The sequence below is a fragment of the Chelatococcus sp. XZ-Ab1 genome (genome assembly GCF_029309855.1).
Taxonomy (GTDB): Bacteria; Pseudomonadota; Alphaproteobacteria; order Rhizobiales; family Beijerinckiaceae; genus Chelatococcus_A; species Chelatococcus_A sambhunathii.
In genome coordinates this window covers 202,179-218,379 of the sequence record NZ_JARKII010000002.1, presented here as the reverse complement: position 1 = coordinate 218,379, position 16,201 = coordinate 202,179, and the positions used below count along the sequence as shown (strand labels likewise).

The 16,201-nt window shown below is 68.2% G+C and carries 14 protein-coding genes; 6 read left to right on the top strand and 8 right to left on the bottom strand.

What is annotated here, in order from left to right:
• Nucleotides 1–6: 6 nt before the first annotated feature.
• From P2T65_RS04435 to P2T65_RS04415, 5 genes are read right to left on the bottom strand one after another with little or no spacing between them, the layout of a single operon-like run.
• A complete protein-coding gene (locus tag P2T65_RS04435; RefSeq protein ID WP_276199282.1) occupies nucleotides 7–1,542 on the bottom strand; it encodes a hypothetical protein in 1,536 nt (511 codons plus the stop codon).
• On the bottom strand, nucleotides 1,542–3,488 hold the full coding sequence (locus P2T65_RS04430; protein WP_276199281.1) for a tyrosine-protein kinase domain-containing protein: 1,947 nt from the start codon (nucleotides 3,486–3,488) through the stop codon (nucleotides 1,542–1,544). The genes P2T65_RS04435 and P2T65_RS04430 overlap by 1 nt, the downstream gene beginning before the upstream one ends.
• Entirely contained in the window at nucleotides 3,476–4,822 is a 1,347-nt protein-coding gene (locus P2T65_RS04425) for an O-antigen ligase family protein (RefSeq protein WP_276199280.1), read from the bottom strand. The genes P2T65_RS04430 and P2T65_RS04425 overlap by 13 nt, the downstream gene beginning before the upstream one ends.
• 3 nt (nucleotides 4,823–4,825) lie before the next feature.
• Nucleotides 4,826–6,085 carry a glycosyltransferase gene (locus P2T65_RS04420; RefSeq protein WP_072249458.1) on the bottom strand — a complete coding sequence of 420 codons (1,260 nt, stop codon included), beginning with the start codon at nucleotides 6,083–6,085 and terminating at the stop codon, nucleotides 4,826–4,828.
• Nucleotides 6,085–6,993, bottom strand: a complete 909-nt coding sequence (locus P2T65_RS04415; RefSeq protein ID WP_276199279.1) for an XrtA system polysaccharide deacetylase — start codon at nucleotides 6,991–6,993, stop codon at nucleotides 6,085–6,087. The genes P2T65_RS04420 and P2T65_RS04415 overlap by 1 nt, the downstream gene beginning before the upstream one ends.
• Nucleotides 6,994–7,424: 431 nt before the next feature.
• Between P2T65_RS04415 and P2T65_RS04410 the strand changes: the two genes are divergently transcribed.
• A complete protein-coding gene (locus P2T65_RS04410) occupies nucleotides 7,425–8,474 on the top strand; it encodes a FemAB family XrtA/PEP-CTERM system-associated protein (RefSeq protein WP_055458802.1) in 1,050 nt (349 codons plus the stop codon).
• Nucleotides 8,475–8,497: 23 nt separating this feature from the next.
• On the opposite strand, the gene P2T65_RS04405 is transcribed toward P2T65_RS04410, so the two are convergent.
• Complete coding sequence (locus P2T65_RS04405) at nucleotides 8,498–9,808, bottom strand: hypothetical protein (protein ID WP_245280503.1); 1,311 nt, start codon at nucleotides 9,806–9,808, stop codon at nucleotides 8,498–8,500.
• Between the two features lie 360 nt (nucleotides 9,809–10,168).
• On the opposite strand from P2T65_RS04405, the gene P2T65_RS04400 reads away from it, so the two are divergent.
• From P2T65_RS04400 to P2T65_RS04380, 5 genes are all read left to right on the top strand, one after another.
• Nucleotides 10,169–10,888: a sugar phosphate nucleotidyltransferase gene (locus P2T65_RS04400; protein ID WP_055458803.1), complete on the top strand. Its 720-nt coding sequence runs from the start codon at nucleotides 10,169–10,171 to the stop codon at nucleotides 10,886–10,888.
• Nucleotides 10,889–10,938: 50 nt separating this feature from the next.
• Nucleotides 10,939–12,051 carry a DegT/DnrJ/EryC1/StrS aminotransferase family protein gene (locus P2T65_RS04395; protein ID WP_063188412.1) on the top strand — a complete coding sequence of 371 codons (1,113 nt, stop codon included), beginning with the start codon at nucleotides 10,939–10,941 and terminating at the stop codon, nucleotides 12,049–12,051.
• Between the two features lie 34 nt (nucleotides 12,052–12,085).
• Nucleotides 12,086–12,778: a sugar transferase gene (locus P2T65_RS04390; protein WP_055458805.1), complete on the top strand. Its 693-nt coding sequence runs from the start codon at nucleotides 12,086–12,088 to the stop codon at nucleotides 12,776–12,778.
• A gap of 25 nt (nucleotides 12,779–12,803) precedes the next feature.
• Nucleotides 12,804–13,850: an SDR family NAD(P)-dependent oxidoreductase gene (locus P2T65_RS04385; protein WP_055458806.1), complete on the top strand. Its 1,047-nt coding sequence runs from the start codon at nucleotides 12,804–12,806 to the stop codon at nucleotides 13,848–13,850.
• Nucleotides 13,851–13,920: 70 nt separating this feature from the next.
• Complete coding sequence (locus tag P2T65_RS04380) at nucleotides 13,921–14,142, top strand: hypothetical protein (RefSeq protein ID WP_055458807.1); 222 nt, start codon at nucleotides 13,921–13,923, stop codon at nucleotides 14,140–14,142.
• Between the two features lie 268 nt (nucleotides 14,143–14,410).
• Here the strand turns inward: P2T65_RS04380 and P2T65_RS04375 are convergent, their stop codons facing one another.
• Together P2T65_RS04375 and P2T65_RS04370 are read right to left on the bottom strand one after the other, a co-directional pair.
• Nucleotides 14,411–14,923 carry an Hsp20/alpha crystallin family protein gene (locus P2T65_RS04375; protein WP_071924600.1) on the bottom strand — a complete coding sequence of 171 codons (513 nt, stop codon included), beginning with the start codon at nucleotides 14,921–14,923 and terminating at the stop codon, nucleotides 14,411–14,413.
• A gap of 222 nt (nucleotides 14,924–15,145) precedes the next feature.
• Entirely contained in the window at nucleotides 15,146–16,189 is a 1,044-nt protein-coding gene (locus tag P2T65_RS04370; RefSeq protein ID WP_071924599.1) for a LacI family DNA-binding transcriptional regulator, read from the bottom strand.
• Nucleotides 16,190–16,201 lie beyond the last annotated feature (12 nt).

The following is a 16,201-nucleotide window of genomic DNA, read 5'->3' as shown; positions in this document are numbered from 1 at the left end:
GCCTTTCTAGAGGCGCTGCCAGATTTCTCTCTTTGCCCGCAGGATCACCTCCTCGAGTGGCCGGTCGGCATCAAGGCAGACGATGTCCGCGCCGCCGAAGGCGAGTCCGGACAAGGCGTCGAGTCTTTGACGGATCACTGTCGGATCCATGGCGGGCTCGCGCAGCGCCAGGGACTCGGGTGCCGCCAGGAGCTTGAGCACCAGGTGGGGTGGCAGCCGCCGGGCCCGTTCGTAGACCGCCCGTTCGTGCCGCCGCAGCCAGCCCGGCACCGCCGGCAGGCGCTCCAGCAGCGGGCCGTCATTGAAGCGCCGGCTCTCGCACTGCGGATAGCGGTCGGTCAGCACGAGAAGGCCGCGGTTGGCGCCCCGCCATGCCGCGGCGAGCTTGGCACGCTTGTCGGCCGCCACCGCCAGGGCCCAGACGGTGAGCAGAAGGCCGTAAGCAAAGGACGGAGCGGCGGCCGAGGGCTTGCCGTGCGAGGCGACACGCGGCTTGCTGCCGGCGGCGCGGGTCGCGAGCGGCAACAGCCATTTGAGCGGCCGCAGGACCAGCGACGGGCGACCGTCACCGGTGCCGAAATAGATCGGCAGGACGTCGAACTTCGGACTGAGCCATTGCGTGAGGGCCGAGAGCAGCGTGGATTTGCCGCTGCCGTCGACCCCGACGAGCGCCACCACGAGGCCGCCGGCGGCAGGGCGGCGGTTCCACGGGCGCGGCAACTGCACGACGTCGCGGTTGAACCGTCCGAGAAGCCAGGACATCGACCGGCCTGCGCTGCGCAGCGCGCTCTCCGTCCCGTTGTAGGCACGGGCGCCGTCGGCCAGATGGTGCCGGATCGCCCGGCCGAGGGGCGAGTGGCGGTCCGGCAGGGGGCCGTTCAGGGCATCGGAGAACGCCACCGCGAGATCGTCCGGCAGCAGCGCCGCGGCCAGCGCATACAGGTCTTCGCGCGACACCTTTCCGCGAAGGCCCTGCCGGGCGGTAGCGAACGCCGCGCGTTGCGCGCGCCCGCGGCGCAGCGAGACGGGGTCCCAACCGCCGCATTCGAGGCAGCAGCGCGTCAGAAGGAGCAACGCCTCCGAGGCCGGGTCGAGGTGCCTGACGGGCAGGTGCTCGTGGGAGACGGCCCGCGCCAGCACCGCCTCCTCCCACGGCAGGTGCCAGTGCCGCGTCAGCGGTCCGCCGCTCACCAGCCGGGTGTGCAGGTGGACATGAACGAGACGTCCGTGGCCTTCGTCGAAGCCCAGATAGGTGAAGACTCCGACCGGTTCCCGATCCCTGACGGAGGGGAAGAACTTGAAACCGGCGGACAGCAGGATCGCCTGGGCCCGGCCGTGGTCGGCGCGCGAGACGAGGAGATCGAGGTCGCCCTCGCCGCCGAGGGCACCGGCGAGCTTCTCCGTGCCCTTCCAGTAGCAATAGCAAATCTGTTGCTGGCCGAAGCGCGCGAGGAGGTCGAGGACGAGATCCGGCCGCGGCGCGTGCGGTGGCATCGGCCGCAGGGCCCGCAGGCGGCGCTCGGCTCGGTGCGGTTGGACCATCAGGCGCTCCTCTCGACAGGGCCGGCGTCCTCGGCCGTCCGTGCGGAGGGGCGATCGGCCGGTGGCCGGTCGGGACCGGGGCCGAATGCCGGTGGGTCACCACCGGTGTCGCCGAAGGAGAGCCGCGCCTGCTGCTTGAGCTTCACATGCGAGAGCACGGCAAAGGTCGCGCCGGGGCCGGGCTCGTCCATCGCGCGGAATCGGCGCAGGAAGCTCAGCGCATGTTCGGCGACGTCACGCTTCGTTGATGCCCAGCGCACAACGAAGAGCACCTGGTCGGCGATGGACGGCAGCAGCCGAGCCTCCGACGCGCCCAGCACCGGCGGTCCGCCCACGACGATGACGTCGTAGGACTTGCGCAGGTCCGTCAAGAGCCGCGGCAGCCCTTCCGGCTCGAAAAACAGCAGCGGATCGACGCCAAGACGCGACAGGCCGAGATAGTCCACTCCGAGCTCGGGCTGGGGAGCAATCATCTCCCGCATTTGCTCGCGCGAGGGCGAGCGCCGGTTGCCTGCGCGCGCCGGCTCGCGCGAGCGTTCCGCTGCCGGAAGGATATCGAGGTCGATCAGGAGGACCCGGCGGCCAAGGGTGCCGAAATAGGCCGACAGTGCCGCTGCAAGCGTCGACTTGCCCTCGCCGGCGAGGCTCGAGGTGACCAGGACGACCCGCGAGCCGCGGCCGGTGTGATGTGCCTGCAGGGCTGCCGCGATGTTCCGCACCGCTTCCGAATAGGGTGAACCGGGATGGTTGAGGATGTGGAGCCTCGGCGCACCGATGGCGCCGGCGCGCACCCGCGGGAAAAGGCCGATGCATGGAATCCCCAGGACCCGCTGAACTTCCCGGTCGCTGCGCAGGCTGCGGTCCGCTCGTTCCAGGATCAGTGCGAGCCAGCAGCCCGCCATGAGGGACAGGAAGGCGCTCGGCACCACGAACAGGAGCGGATTGTGCGAGCTCGGCCAAGTCGGCACGGCGGCACGCGATTGCACCCCGATGCCCGGCCGGATGCTCGCTTGCGCTTCCTTCATCTCCGTGCGGCGGCGCAGCAGGTTTTCGTGGAACTCGGCGGCCTCGCGGCTGAGGCGGGTCAGGTCGCGGATCTCGCGGTCCGCGTCGACAGCGCCGCCCGGCCCGGAAGGCGCTTCGACGCGGCGTCGGATCGCATCCTGCACCGCCTGCTGTGCAGCCTGCACCTCGCGCCGCGCGGCGTCGACCTGACGGTTGATGTCGTGCAGCTGCGCCACCGCATCCGCCTCCATCTGTTGTTGGAGGCTGTCGACATAGGCCTCGGCGATGCGGTTGGCATAGATGGCTGCGGTACGCGGGTCGGGCGAGGTGAAGGCCACCGTGATCAGCCGTGAGCGCCGCTCCTGGAGGACCGTTGTCCTGCGGTAGAGGTTCTCCAGGAAACGGTCGGCCTCGCTGCGTCCCGACAAGGACGGGATCCAGACGGTGAGACGCTGCAGCATCCGCTGGCCGATATCCTGTCCGGCTGCCTCGGAGCGGCCTCCGGCCGCGCTCTCCGGCGCACCGAACGACGGTGCAGCGGGCGCCTGAGCGTCGGGTTTCGCAAGTTGCAGCGGCTGCAGGCGGCTCGCGACACGCCGGAGGTGGTCCCGGGAAGCGATGAGGGCGAGGTGAGTGTCGATGATCTCATCGAGGATGCGCTCGGGTGCCTGGCCGCCGCCGGCGGGGCGCTCCACGGTCAACTGGGCCGTCGCGGTGTACTGGGGCGGCACAACGAGCGCGAGGATCGCAGCCAGCAGCGTCCCCGCGGCGGCGATGGCGACGATGAGCCAGCGCCTGCGCAGAAGCGCCTGAATGAGGTGAAGGAAGGGGGGAGCAGCCGTCGGATCCTGGAGCGGTCCATGCCCGCGATCGTCGGCGAAGTTCTTGGACCGGCCGGGTTCGGCGAGGCGCAGGATGCCTTCCGTGTTCAGTACGCGCATGGTTCCCGGTCTCCCGTTGGAAAGGCCGCACCCGTCCTTTGTCGGGCGTCCGCGGGGAACGGCCCGGCCGTCGCCGCGAGGCAGAAGACCAGAGCGAACCAGACGACCGGCTGGCGCAGGATGAAATGAAACAGGCTGTAAGCGGCGAGGCCGCACACGAGCGTCGTGACGGCATCGAGCCGGCCGCGCCAGGCGCCCACGAGGATGCCGCCGATCAGCCATCCAAGACCGAGAAGCGCCGGGAGCCCGCCCTGCACGAAGACGTCGAGCACGGTGTTGTGCGCCTCGAAATTCGGGGCGAGCCTGACCTCCGGCTGCGGAACGTCTTGCGGCCCGCCGCTCGTGCTGCGGCGCCCGATGGCAATCTCATCCGGGATCTTCAGGTGCGGGCCGGGACCGAGGCCGAGCGCCAGGGCCTCGAGCCCGCGGCGCATGGCTTCGCTCCAGATGGCGATGCGCAGATTCGCCGTTTCGCGCGTCTCCCGTTCGCCGCCGCCACGCATGGCATGCGCGGCGACAGCCTCTGCCTGCTGCGCGAGCGACGAGCCGAAGGGAGCGGCGAGCGCGACGGCAAAGGGCAGGGACAGGGCGAGTGCCCAGGCCGCGGCCGAGCACAGCGGCAGGGGGTTCACCTCGGCGAGCATCCACGTCCTCAGCTTCATGAGGACGTAAACGACGCCGGATACCGCGATGACGAGGAGGAAGGCATCGCTCTTCGTCAGGCGCCCCACGACGACGGCGACGACGATGCATAGGCCTGCAGCCAGCCGCGGCAGCGGCTGCCGCGCGGTGTCGGCGAGGTGGAGCGCGAGGAGCCCGATGATGGCGCTCGTCAGGGCAAGCTGGTTGGCGTTCTCGGTGAGGCCGCGCAGCCGGTCCCATTCCCAGGTTGCGAACTGCCCGCCGCCCGCATCGAACCAGCCGAGGACCGCCTGAAGCGCAAGGAGCCCCGTGCCGAGACCGACGAACAGCCAGATGCGCGGACGCAACCGGCCGCTTGCCTCGAGATGGATGACGCCGAAGCAGCTGATGAGGGCGGCGAGCCCATAGGCCGCGATGTCATGATAGAACCAGCGGGGGTCATGCATGTCGCCCATGGCATAGCCCGTCATAGCACCGAGACAGAGGGCGGCGGCGAAGGCCGACCAGAAGATCAGGAGGCGGCTCAGGGCGTGCGTCAGTGGTGGGCCGAGCCGGGCCATCTCGCGGGTCGCCGTGATAGCGAGCCACAGAAGGAGGAGCGCCTCCCCCGGGCCGATTGGAATGGCAGCCACGCGCAACTGTGAGGTCGTGGAGAGCAGAAGGCCAATGATGAGCATGAGATCCAGCAGCATGGCTCACCCCGACGACGATACGCTCGGGCCCGAGGCTGCGGCTCCGGACCTTGCAGCGAGCTTGGCGGGCGGCAGCGGCGCATAGGCCGGCCATAGCCGAGCTGCCCCGCCGAGCCGGCAGAGAATCTCTTCATAGAGGGCCGCGTAGCGCTCGACGGTGACGTCGAGATTGAGCTCCTTGCGGACATGGGCCGAGGCGCGCGCGGCGTAATTCCGCGCCGTGGTCCGGTCGCGCAGCAACTGAAGGATGGCCTGCGCGAGGCGGGCCGGCGAACGGGCAGGGACGACGAGCCCGCTTGTGCCGTGGTCTATCACATCTGTGCACCCCGGCATGTCCGTCGCTACGCAGGGCAGGCCCGCAACGCAGGCCTCCATCAGCGCGCGGGGCACGCCCTCGCGCAGCTCGGTCGGAAAGGCGAAGACATCGGCCATGCGCAGCAGCGACGGCACGTCCGCCCGTACTCCGAGCGCGCGCACATAGGGTCGATGCCGGTCGATCTCTGCCTTGCCGATGGCCAGCGGACCCTCGTTCTCGCGCGGGCCGATGAGGAGGAAACGCACGTCAGGCACCTGCCGATGCACGATGGCGGCCGCCGCGAGCAGCGTCGCGATGCCCTTCTGTCGCGTCAGACGCGCGACGGTCACGACAACAGGTACCTCGCCGAGCGCGAGTTCGGCGCGAAGCGCCGTGGGCGAGGGTCCGTCCGCCACCGCGCGGTCGAACCGCGCGATATCGATGCCCGAGCCCGGGATGACCCGATGGCCGGCCGTGCCGAGGAGACGGTGTCGGGCGAAGAACACCTCGTCGTCCCGGTTCTGGAAGACGAGTTCGGTCGTCAGGCGGGAGGCCTTGCGCTGCAGGAGGGTAAAGACCGGCCTGAGGCCGAGGGCAAGCGGCGACCGAGACGAATAGAGCCAGCCGAGCCCCGTGATCGTGCTGACGACCGGCACGCCGCCCGCCGCATGGGCGGCGAAGGGCACGAGGATGTCGGGCTTCGTATCGAAGCACTGGATGATCGTCGGCCGCAATTCGCCGATCAGCCGGGACAGTGCCGCGATCGCCGCCCGGTCGGTGCGCGGGGCGAGGAAGCGGCTCATGGCATAGGGATGATAGTCGATCGCCGCATTGGCGAATGCGCCCGCATCGCCCGTGCCGGCCGCCGACACGTTGAGGCCGCGCTCGCGCAGCGCGAGGAGGAAGGGAATGCGCAGGGCGTGGTCGTCACCGCCGATGCACAGGAGATGCGGACGCATGCCGTGCATCACGCCCTCCCGGACATGGGGGTCGCCTGCGCCCGTGCAGCCATTGGCCGGCACGCGGCCGGCGCCGTGGCGGGCTCTGCGATGGCTTCGCCGATGGGGCGCCAGGACAAGGCGCCTGCCAGGGCGTCCAGACGTCCGGCACAACGGGCGAGATTCACGCGCTGACGCATGGCATCGAGCGTGCGCATGCCGGCCACGTGCGGCTGCCCGGGGTCCATGTCCCAGGGGTGAATGTAGAACACATAAGGGATGCCAGTGCGCAGGATCCGTTCGACACCCACGCGCCACAGCCCGTAGGGCACCAGCCGGAAATAGCCACCGCCCCCCCAGGGCAAGGCGAAGCGGCCCATGGGAAGGCAGGAGATGCAGATTTCGTGGAGCCCGTCGATCACCTCGAAGGGGCCGGTGCCCGGGCTGATGCCCTCGAGGCGGCCGTAGCGGTCGTGCGCCGTGGTGGGGAAGAACGAGGAATCATAGGCGAAGCCCAGATCGCGCAGGATCGGCAGTGCCCAGTTCGTGATCGAGAAGCAGGGTGCGCGATAGCCGCGCACGGGCCGGCCGGTGATATCCTCGAGGACCATCTTCGATCGTCGCACATCGTCGCGGAATTGGTCGGGAGTCAGCGAATAGACGGGTTCGTGCCAGTAGCCATGCGACGCCACCTCGTGGCCGGCACCGGCGATGCGGCGAACGAGATGCGGATAGCGCTCGCCGACCCATCCGAGGATGAAAAATGTGCCGTGGATCGAGCGTCGTGCGAGGATGTCGAGCACGCGCGAGGTATTGTGCTCGACGCGGCTTTCATAGTCCGGCCAGCGGTCTTTCGAGACCAGCGATCCATAATTGTAGCTGTGAAACCAGTCCTCGACATCCACGGTCATGAAACAGGCGCGCGCCCCGTCCGGCATGTGACTTCTCCCCTTCACTCCTGAACTCGGGCGCTTTGTTCGTTCTTGCTGCTCCGGCGTTTGGATGGAGATTGACTGGCACCTCCCGGTTCTGTGCTTGCCGAGTTATGGGAAGAAACGCGGCAGGCATGGCGGGCGCTGATTTTTTCTTTCCAGCGCCAAGTGGAACCTTTTCAGAATACCACACGGGCATGGTTGGACGCCGGTTCTGTAGGGGTATATCCCTAAAGTGGCGGCCGGCATGCGACGCACGCGGACGTGTCATACCCGGAGCGATCTATGAGCGGGATGTATCGCGGAAGATCGCGAGGGGATGCGCGCGCCTGGCAGGAAGAGCCTGCGGTCCTGCCTTTCTGGCCAGCGACGCACCGCCCCCGCGCGTATAGATTCCCGTCGCTAAGGGCAGTGGCGCCGCGGGAGCGTGTGGCACGATGGCATCCATCGAGATCGTGGACTTGGTCGGAACGCGGCTGGAGCAGGCCTGGGATGCCTATGTCGCATCGGCGCCGAACGGCTCCTGCTATCATGCGCTCGTCTGGCGGGAGATCCTGAGCCGCAGCTTCGGCCACGATCCATACTATCTTGCCGCCCGCGCGGGCGGTGCCATCGTAGGCGTTCTGCCGCTCTTCGAGATGAAGAGCTGGCTGTTTGGGCATTATCTCGTTTCCCTGCCTTTCGTGAATTACGGCGGCATCCTCGCCGACCGGCCCGACGTCGAGGCGGCGCTCGCCGAGGCCGCGATGCACCTGGCCGTCCGCCGCGGTGCCGGCCACATCGAGCTCAGACAGTCCTTCGCCTCCGGCCTCGAGGCCGCGCGGGGCTGGCAGGTGCGCCATCACAAGGCGGCGCTTGTCGTGCCGATCGAGCCCGACCCCGAGCGGCACTGGGTGGCGCTGAGCTCGCGCCTTCGTGGAAAGGTGCGCAAGGCCGAGCGCGCGGGCGCGGTCTTCTCGCGCGCCGGCACGGACGGGCTTGACCGCTTCTATCGCGTCTTCGCCAAGAACATGCGCGATCTCGGGACGCCGGTACACCGGCCGCAGTTCTTCCGCACCATCCTCGAGCGTGTGCGCGGGGCGCAGATCCTGCTTGTCGAGCTCGACGGCCGGCCCGTGGCGGCGGCGCTCGCTATCCCTTCGCGGGATACGATCGAGCTGCCCTGGATTGCGTCGGACTACGACGTCTCATCCCGGTACGTGAACGAGTTCCTCTACTGGAAGGCCATCGAGATGGCGTGCGGCGCGGGGGTCCGCCATCTCGATCTCGGCCGCTCCACCATCGGCGCCGGCACCTACACCTTCAAGCTGCAGTGGCAGCCGGAAGTGGTGCCGCTGTTCTGGTCCTACTGGCTGCCCGCCGGCGGGACCCTGCCGGAGCTGGCGCCGACCAATCCCAGATTTGCGCTTGCCATCACCTGCTGGAAGAAGCTGCCGATCAGGGTCGCGAACGGCATCGGCCCGCACATCGTGCGCAACATCCCCTGAGAAGGTGGCACGGGTCGCGGCCGTCAGCGCACGGCGTCGGGCCATTCGATGCGCGCAACGTAGTCCGCCACCGGGCCGCCGGGCACGCCCCAGTTGCTCGACCAGATGACCTGCGAGCCGTCCGGCGATGGCGAGGCATGGATCTCGCTGTCATAGTCGGACCGGTCGTTGTAGGTGTGCACGATGCGCCGCAGTTCGCCGCTTCCGTCGGTGCGCAGTGCGACGATCTCTCGGTAGAAGGGCGCCCAGTCCGGCGCCTCCGCAACCTTGTCGTAGGTGCCCTCGTAGCTCAGGAAGACCCAGCCGGGGCGCCCGATGTTGCGCACCGAGGCGTGCGACGCATAGCCGGGCGGGGTGAGGTCGGTGACATGGCCGTCCTCCAAGCGCCGCTTGATCACGTGCCACTTGTCCGGGTCGGCCTTGCTGATGCCGATGTAGACGTCCCGGCCGTCCGCGTCGATCGCCATGTCGCCATGCCCGGGCCGGTGATGTTCCGGCCAGAGCTGGACCTGTCTCCCGTCGACGGTAAAGACATGCACCGTCTCCGTGCGCGTTGGCAGGGTCTGGAAGCACATGATGAACCGACCCGTGGCGGAGATGCCGCAATAGCCGTTGTCGCCGGGCAGGGCGGAGACGGCGATGTCCGGGAATTTCCGGCGCTCTTCGAGATCGTAGGCAAAGGCAACGAGCGCGCCGGACTTGTTGCGGGCGCCGAGGACGAGGCGGCGGCCGTCTGCCGAAATGTTGCCCTTGTAGGGGCCGAAGGAAAGGTCCCAATAGCCGTCCGGCCAGTAGACCACACGATGCTCGTCCTTTTGCGGCGACCAGAGGGTCACACGGTCGTCGTAGACGCAGACCATCTCTTGTGCCCGCGTCGGATGCCACTTGCAGTCCTCGTCCATGGGGCGGTGAAACAGCGGCTCGTACGTGCGACCGTCAAGGAAGCACATGCCCGAGCATCCGTTGGTGATCGCGAGCAGACTCTGGTCCGCGTTCCACGCCTGCGTGCTCGAATAGCGGTGCCGGCAAAGCGCAGCGTCGCAGGCCATGGTCCTGCCCATCCGGCCGCCGGGATCGGTGACGCGCGTGAAGGAGGTACCGAACACGGGGTCGCGAACGGTCTCGAGATAGCGCGGCCGGGGCATCGCCGGCGTCGAGACGACGACAGGACGGGAGGGAAAGGCGGCGCTCCCGGCAAGAGGCAGGACCTCGGTCGCCCGGCCGGCGAGGCCGACCGGCAACAGTACGAGAACGCACAGAAGGATGCCACGCACGTGGGCCGACGTACTGCCGGGATCGGGCCTGCCGTCTGGTTCGCGGGATTGGCGTCGCATCACCCTTCGCCCTGAGGATTGTGCGCGTCAGGGTGGAATTGGCAGCACCGGCCGGTCAATTGCCCGAAAGGAAGGCTCAGGGGGAGCATTCGGCAGGGTGGACCGCGAGCCGGTGTCCGCCCCTTTCGCCGGACGGGGCAGGGTTCGAGCCCGCCGACGCCCGCCCCGCCTTCGTCGCACGATCGATGCGCTCAGGTGGACGGACCTCTCGGCCCGCTTGCGGTGAGAGGACGCGGCCGTCGGCTGGATTTACTTCGGACATCTACCCTTTTGCGCCCTGTACACGTCGAAAACCTCGCTGTTTCATCGTCAGGTGCGGCCGATCTGCGTATTCCGGTGCCGCTGGCGAGGGAGGACAAGATGAAGGTCGTCATCCAGTGCGGAGGCCTTGGCACGAGGCTGCGTCCCTATACCATGGTGCTTCCGAAGCCTCTCATGCCGGTCAAGTCGAAGCCGGTCCTCGAACTCCTCCTGCAATGGCTGCGGCGCAACGACTTCACCGACGCCTACATCACCACCGGCTACCTCGGGCATCTCATCCGCAGTTTCTGCGGCGACGGCCACCAGTGGGGGATGAATATCAGCTATACCAGCGAGAAGGAGCCGCTCGGCACCATCGGCCCGCTGACCATGCTGCGCGAGGAGCTCGACGCCACTTTCCTCGTCATCAATGGCGACGTGCTGACGGACCTCAGCCTCGGCGCCTTCACCCAGGTTCACCGCGAGCAGGGGGCGCTCGTCACCGTGGCCGCATCGGTACGCAAGACCAAGCTCGACTTCGGCGTCATCGAACAGACCAACGGACGCATCGTCGGCTTCAAGGAGAAGCCTTCGCTCACCAACATGATGAGCATGGGCGTCTACTGCATGGAGCCGCGCGTGCTGGACTACATCCCGGCCGGCGTGCCCTTCGGCTTCGACGACCTCATTCATACGCTTCTTGCCCGCGGCCTACCAGCCCACACCTTCGCGCATGATGGCCTGTGGCTCGATATCGGGCGGATCGAGGACTTCCAGATCGCACAGGAACTCGCCTGGGACGACCAGTTGCCGGCCTTCGAGGTCGTGGCGGCCGCCTGAGCGGCTGCCACAGCCAGCGTCGACATGGCTCGGGGTTTTGGGGGCTGACGATGTTGCTCGTATCGGAACCCGTTCTTGGCACCGAGGAGACCTCAGCGCTGTCGGAGGTCATCGAGAGCGGCTGGATCACCATGGGGCCGCGGGTGCGCGCCTTCGAGGAAGCCTTCGCCGCGGCGCACGGCCTGTCCGACTGCATCGCTGTGAGCTCATGCACGGCGGCGCTGCATCTCATCCTCCTCGCCGCCGGGATCGGCCCCGGCGACGAGGTGCTGGTGCCCTCGCTCACCTTTGCCGCCACGGCCAACAGCGTGATGTACGTGGGGGCGAAACCGGTCTTCGTCGATATCGAATCCCTCGATGTGCCGCTCATCTCGCCCGCGCGCGCCGAACAGCTCTGCAGCGCCAGGACGAGGGCGGTGATCCTCGTCCATTATGCAGGAGCGCTGGCGGACAGGGCCGCCTGGCGTGCCCTGGCCAATCGGCACGGCCTGCTGCTCGTCGAGGATTCGGCCCATGCGGTCGGCGTCGAGGGACCCGGCACCATCGGCGACGCGGCAGCCTTCAGCTTCTACGGCAACAAGAACATGACGACCGGCGAGGGCGGCGTCGTCACGGCGCGTGATCCGGCACTGCTCGAGCGGGTGCGGCTGCTGCGCGGCCACGGCATGACGAGTGGCACCTTCGCGCGTCTCAACAGCCGCACGCCGCACTATGACGTGACGCTGCTCGGCTTCAACTACCGGATGGACGAATTGAGAGCCGCCGTCGGCCTCGTCCAGCTCGCTCACCTGCCGGCGTGGAACGCCAGCCGTCGTGCCTTCAGCAGGCTCTACCGTCGGCTGCTTGACCGCGTCTGCCCGGACGTGCGCGTGCCCTTCTCGGACGAGCGGGCGTCGTCGCACCACATCATGCCGGCCCTCCTGCCGGCCGCAGCCGATCGCGACCTCGTCATCGAGCGGCTGCGGGACGCGGGCATCCAGACGACCATCCACTATCGGCCGGTGCATCACCTCACCCTCTACCGAGAGCGGCCGGATATCGGGCCGCTGCCGGTGACCGAGGAATTCGCCAGCCGCGAACTGACGCTGCCCCTGCATCCCAAGATGACGGCCGCGGATGTCGAGCACGTGGTCAACGCGCTCGCCACCGCCCTTCGCACCTAGGGTGTAACGCTGCAACGGACTTGGCGAGGCGCACATGACGACCAACCGGAGGCGGGCCTATCATGCCGGGCTGGCACGCCTGTTCGACATCAGCTTCGCTACGATCGGCCTCGCGGTGCTGAGCCCGGTAATCGCGCTCGTCAGCATCGCCATCGTCGCCGAGACGGGCAGGCCGGTCCTGTTCGCGCAGACCCGGCTCGGCGTTGGCGGCCGCCATTTCCGGATGCTCAAGTTCCGCAAATTCCGTCCGGACACGCGCAACGCAGGCTTGCCGCTGACGATGAAGGGCGATGACCGCATGTCGCGCGTCGGGCGTTTCCTCGCCCTCAGCAAGCTCGACGAACTGCCCCAGCTCGTCAACATCCTGCGCGGTGACATGGCCGTCGTCGGCCCGCGCCCGGAGAGCCTCGAGCTCGCCGACTGCTTCACCGAAGCGACCCGCCCCGTTCTCGCCTACAAGCCCGGCATCTTCGGGCCGAGCCAGTGGGCCTTCCGCAACGAAAGCGCGCTCTTTCCGCCCGACGTCGATCCCATCGCGTTCTACCGGCAGACGCTGTTCCCGGCCAAGGCGCAGCTCGACCTCGCCTATTATCCCGGACGCACGCTCGCATCCGATGTCAAGTGGATCGCTCTGTGCTGCCTCGCCATCCTTGGCTTCGGCAGCGAGCCGGAGCGCGCCATCGCGGATGCCGGCGTGACGGAAACCCCACCGCTTCACCTGCGCTAGCAGCATGCCAGTCGAGAGGCACGCCATGGAACGCCCTCCCATCATTCCATCGCAGCCGCACATACCGGACTACAAGAAGGCGAGGGTGCTGGTGACGGGCGCCGACGGCTTCATCGGCTCGCACCTCACCGAGCGGCTCGTGGAGACGGGTGCCGATGTGACCGCGCTCGCGCTCTACAATTCCTTCGACTCCGTCGGCTGGCTCGACCATCTGCCGGCGGATGTCGTGACAAGGCTCAGGATCGTGCGCGGCGACGTGCGCGACGCCGCCTTCGTGCGCCGCCTCCTCGCGGAGCAGGAAGTCGTGTTCAACCTGGCGGCGCTGATCTCGATTCCCCATTCCTATTCCGCGGCCCAGTCCTATGTGGAGACCAACGTCCTCGGCCTCATCAACATCCTCGAGGCTGCGCGCGAGCACCGCGTGCGGCGCGTCGTGCAGACCTCCACGAGCGAGGTCTACGGCACGGCGATCACGGTGCCGATCGGCGAAAGCCATCCCCTGCAGGGGCAGTCGCCCTATTCGGCCTCCAAGATCGGCGCCGACATGATGGCCGAGGCCTACGCCCGGAGCTTCGACATGCCCGTGGCCATCCTGCGCCCCTTCAACACCTTCGGCCCGCGCCAGAGCGAGCGCGCGGTCATCCCGACAGTCCTGCGCCAGATCCTCGATCCCGACGCCGCGACCGTGCGTGTCGGCGATACCTCGACGAGCCGCGACTTCACCTACGTGGAGGATACGGTGGCGGCTTTCCTCGCCATCGGCTGTGCGCCGGACATCGAATTCGGGCGGCCGTACAACGCCGGCAGCGGCAAAGGCATCGCCATCGGTGAACTGGTCGATCTTCTCATGGCGCTGACGGACCGGCAAAAGCCCGTCGAGCAGGACACGAACCGGCTGCGCCCCGCCAATTCGGAGGTACGCGTCCTCCTGGCGGACAGCACGCGCTTCATGAAGGCAACCGGCTGGCGCCCGAAGGTGGAATTGCGCGAGGGGCTCGTGCGTACCATCGCCTTCTGGCGCGAGCGTTTTGCCCGCAATGCTGTCCGCAGGGACAGGTCACATGTCACGTAAGGCCGGGCAATCCTGCTTCAACCGGCCCGCTCCGAAAGCCTCATCAGGCCCGCAGGGACAGGAGGTGCCATTGCGGTACTATTTCCATCTGTCGACAGGGCGCGAGATCGTTCTGGACGACTGCGGTCTCGAGCGGTCGGACCTCGATGAGGTTCGCACCGAGGTCATGCAGGCCATCGAAGAGTTGCGCGACGAGAATCCGTTCGCGAACTGGGACGGGTGGCGGTTCGACATCACCGACGCCACCGGCAGCAGGCTCTTTTCGGTCTTCCTCACGAGCCCCCTGCACTGACATCATTGCTGCGGCTGGTGCGTATCGGCGGCGGCCGGCCCAGAAGACCAGCCGATAGCCGCCACCGCAATCTTAGCTCGAACGGACGGCGCTCGTCGTCGGCCCCGCGCTCGCCTTGCGCCTTGCGCCGGGCCGGGCGCCGCAGCGCAGGCGCGGGGCCCATCCCCGGTTTCGGACGCAGCGGTCAAGCGCGACAGCGCCAGGGTCGATGCACCACTCCTCACCCGCCCGGATCCTCGGTGCGGACGAGCCGTAGCGCGTTCGGCGATTACCGTTTCTCGGTGCCGATGGCGATGCGTTTCGCCTTGCTTGCGGCTTTCTCGCTCTTCGGCAGCGTCACCGTGAGCACGCCGTTCCGGAAGCTCGCGCTCACCTTGTCGTCCTCGATCTCGTAACCGAGCCGGATGCGGCGCTCGAAACGACCGTAGAAGCGCTCCGAGAACTGGCGATCCTTGTCCTCGGTTTCGGCCTTCTTTTCTCCGCGCAGCGTCAGGGTATCGTCATCGAGGAGCACCTCGACGTCCTGCTCCTCGAGGCCGGGCAACTCTGCCACGACACGGATCTCCTTGTCGTCGTCGCTGACCTCGATGCTCGGCCAGGCGGCGGAGAATCCGGCGAGGCGGCCGGGCCCGTCGCGGAAGGGCCTCTCGAAGCCCCGGAAGACGTCGTCGAACAGCCGGTTCACCTCGCGATGAAGGGCGAGGAAGGGGTCGCGCTCCCGATAGGCGACGGGGGCGGTTTCGTCGTTTCGACCCCAGGGGATGAGATCGCGAATGGTCATGAGTCTCCTCCATTGCTCGGGATGAAGCGGCTCCGAAGCGGAGCGCCGGCTTGGCGCGGCAGAAGCCGGAGGAGAGCGGTCGAGCGCGACCCGTTCTCCATGCCCTCGACAAGCGGCATGGAGCAGCGGGCGCTGCGGAGCGGACCCGCGGTCCGCCGGCCCCTGTCGCGGCAACCGGCATCATTGATCTAGGTGGAGACCGGCGGGCTTCAAGAGGCCCGCTCATGGCTTGGGAACGAAGCTGTGCCGCACCACGAGCCGGGCTTCGATGCGCTCGCTGATAAGGGGGCCTGTCGGGCGCCGCTGGCGCGCATCGAGCACGGCGACGGCCCGGCCGGCCATCAGCTCCGCGTCCTGGCGGAAGGTCGTCAGCCGATAGGCGAGCCAGTCGGCTTGGGGTATGTCGTCGAAGCCGATCACGGCGACATCGCCGGGCACGGTGAGGGCAAGATCCGTACGCGCCGCATCCGTGACGCCGAGCGCGACGAGGTCATTGACGCAGAAGATCGCTCGCGGCCGCGGCTGTCCGGCGAGCAGGGCGCGGCCGGCGGCAAGGCCCCCAGCATAGTCCGTGTCGGTCCCGCGTGCGACGGCGACCCTGGCGCCGAGGCGGGCGGCCTCGTCGCAGAACGCCTGTTCACGCTCGACGATGCTCGGTGTCGCCGATCGCGAGCCGGCGAGACCGAGCCGCGTGAAGCCGCGCGCCACGAAGAGGCGGGCCGCGAGGCGCGCGGCGGCGCTATTGTCCACCATCACGTGATCCGTTTCCGGCTCGGAGCGACCGATGACGACGAGGGGCTGCCCGTTGCGCCGGGCGAGATCGACGAAGGAGGCCGGCGGCGAGCCGGAGAGGATGATGGTCGCTTCGGCGCGATGGCCGAAGAGCGTCTGCTGGGCTGCGGCGAGTTCGTCCTTCGTCTCGCCCGTGTTGATGAGCAGCGGCACGCTGCCGCGCCGGATGAGCGCCTTGGCGAGCGCGGCGGAGAGATCGGCTCGGAACCCGACTTCTGGCTTGGTCGCGACGATGCCGACGAGGCGGCTGTGGTTGGCGAGAAGGCCGCGTGCAAGGTCGTTGACCTGATAGCCGAGCTCGGCGGCGGCCTTGATCACCTTCTTGCGCGTTTCCTCCGCGATGCTGGCGCCGGGCGTGAAGGCGCGCGAGACAGCCGAGCGCGACACGCCGGCGCGGTGCGCCACGTCCTGGGCGCTGACGAAGCGCGGCTTGCCGGTCGTTCGGATCCTGGCGGCGGTGTCGTCCACGGTCATGCGGCTTTTGCT

Coding starts and splice junctions, on each gene's coding strand:
- P2T65_RS04435 (WP_276199282.1), bottom strand. CDS start 1,542: ATGGTCCAACCGCACCGAGCCGAGCGCCGCCTGCGGGCCCTGCGGCCG.
- P2T65_RS04430 (WP_276199281.1), bottom strand. CDS start 3,488: ATGCGCGTACTGAACACGGAAGGCATCCTGCGCCTCGCCGAACCCGGC.
- P2T65_RS04425 (WP_276199280.1), bottom strand. CDS start 4,822: ATGCTGCTGGATCTCATGCTCATCATTGGCCTTCTGCTCTCCACGACC.
- P2T65_RS04420 (WP_072249458.1), bottom strand. CDS start 6,085: ATGCACGGCATGCGTCCGCATCTCCTGTGCATCGGCGGTGACGACCAC.
- P2T65_RS04415 (WP_276199279.1), bottom strand. CDS start 6,993: ATGCCGGACGGGGCGCGCGCCTGTTTCATGACCGTGGATGTCGAGGAC.
- P2T65_RS04410 (WP_055458802.1), top strand. CDS start 7,425: ATGGCATCCATCGAGATCGTGGACTTGGTCGGAACGCGGCTGGAGCAG.
- P2T65_RS04405 (WP_245280503.1), bottom strand. CDS start 9,808: ATGCGACGCCAATCCCGCGAACCAGACGGCAGGCCCGATCCCGGCAGT.
- P2T65_RS04400 (WP_055458803.1), top strand. CDS start 10,169: ATGAAGGTCGTCATCCAGTGCGGAGGCCTTGGCACGAGGCTGCGTCCC.
- P2T65_RS04395 (WP_063188412.1), top strand. CDS start 10,939: ATGTTGCTCGTATCGGAACCCGTTCTTGGCACCGAGGAGACCTCAGCG.
- P2T65_RS04390 (WP_055458805.1), top strand. CDS start 12,086: ATGACGACCAACCGGAGGCGGGCCTATCATGCCGGGCTGGCACGCCTG.
- P2T65_RS04385 (WP_055458806.1), top strand. CDS start 12,804: ATGGAACGCCCTCCCATCATTCCATCGCAGCCGCACATACCGGACTAC.
- P2T65_RS04375 (WP_071924600.1), bottom strand. CDS start 14,923: ATGACCATTCGCGATCTCATCCCCTGGGGTCGAAACGACGAAACCGCC.
- P2T65_RS04370 (WP_071924599.1), bottom strand. CDS start 16,189: ATGACCGTGGACGACACCGCCGCCAGGATCCGAACGACCGGCAAGCCG.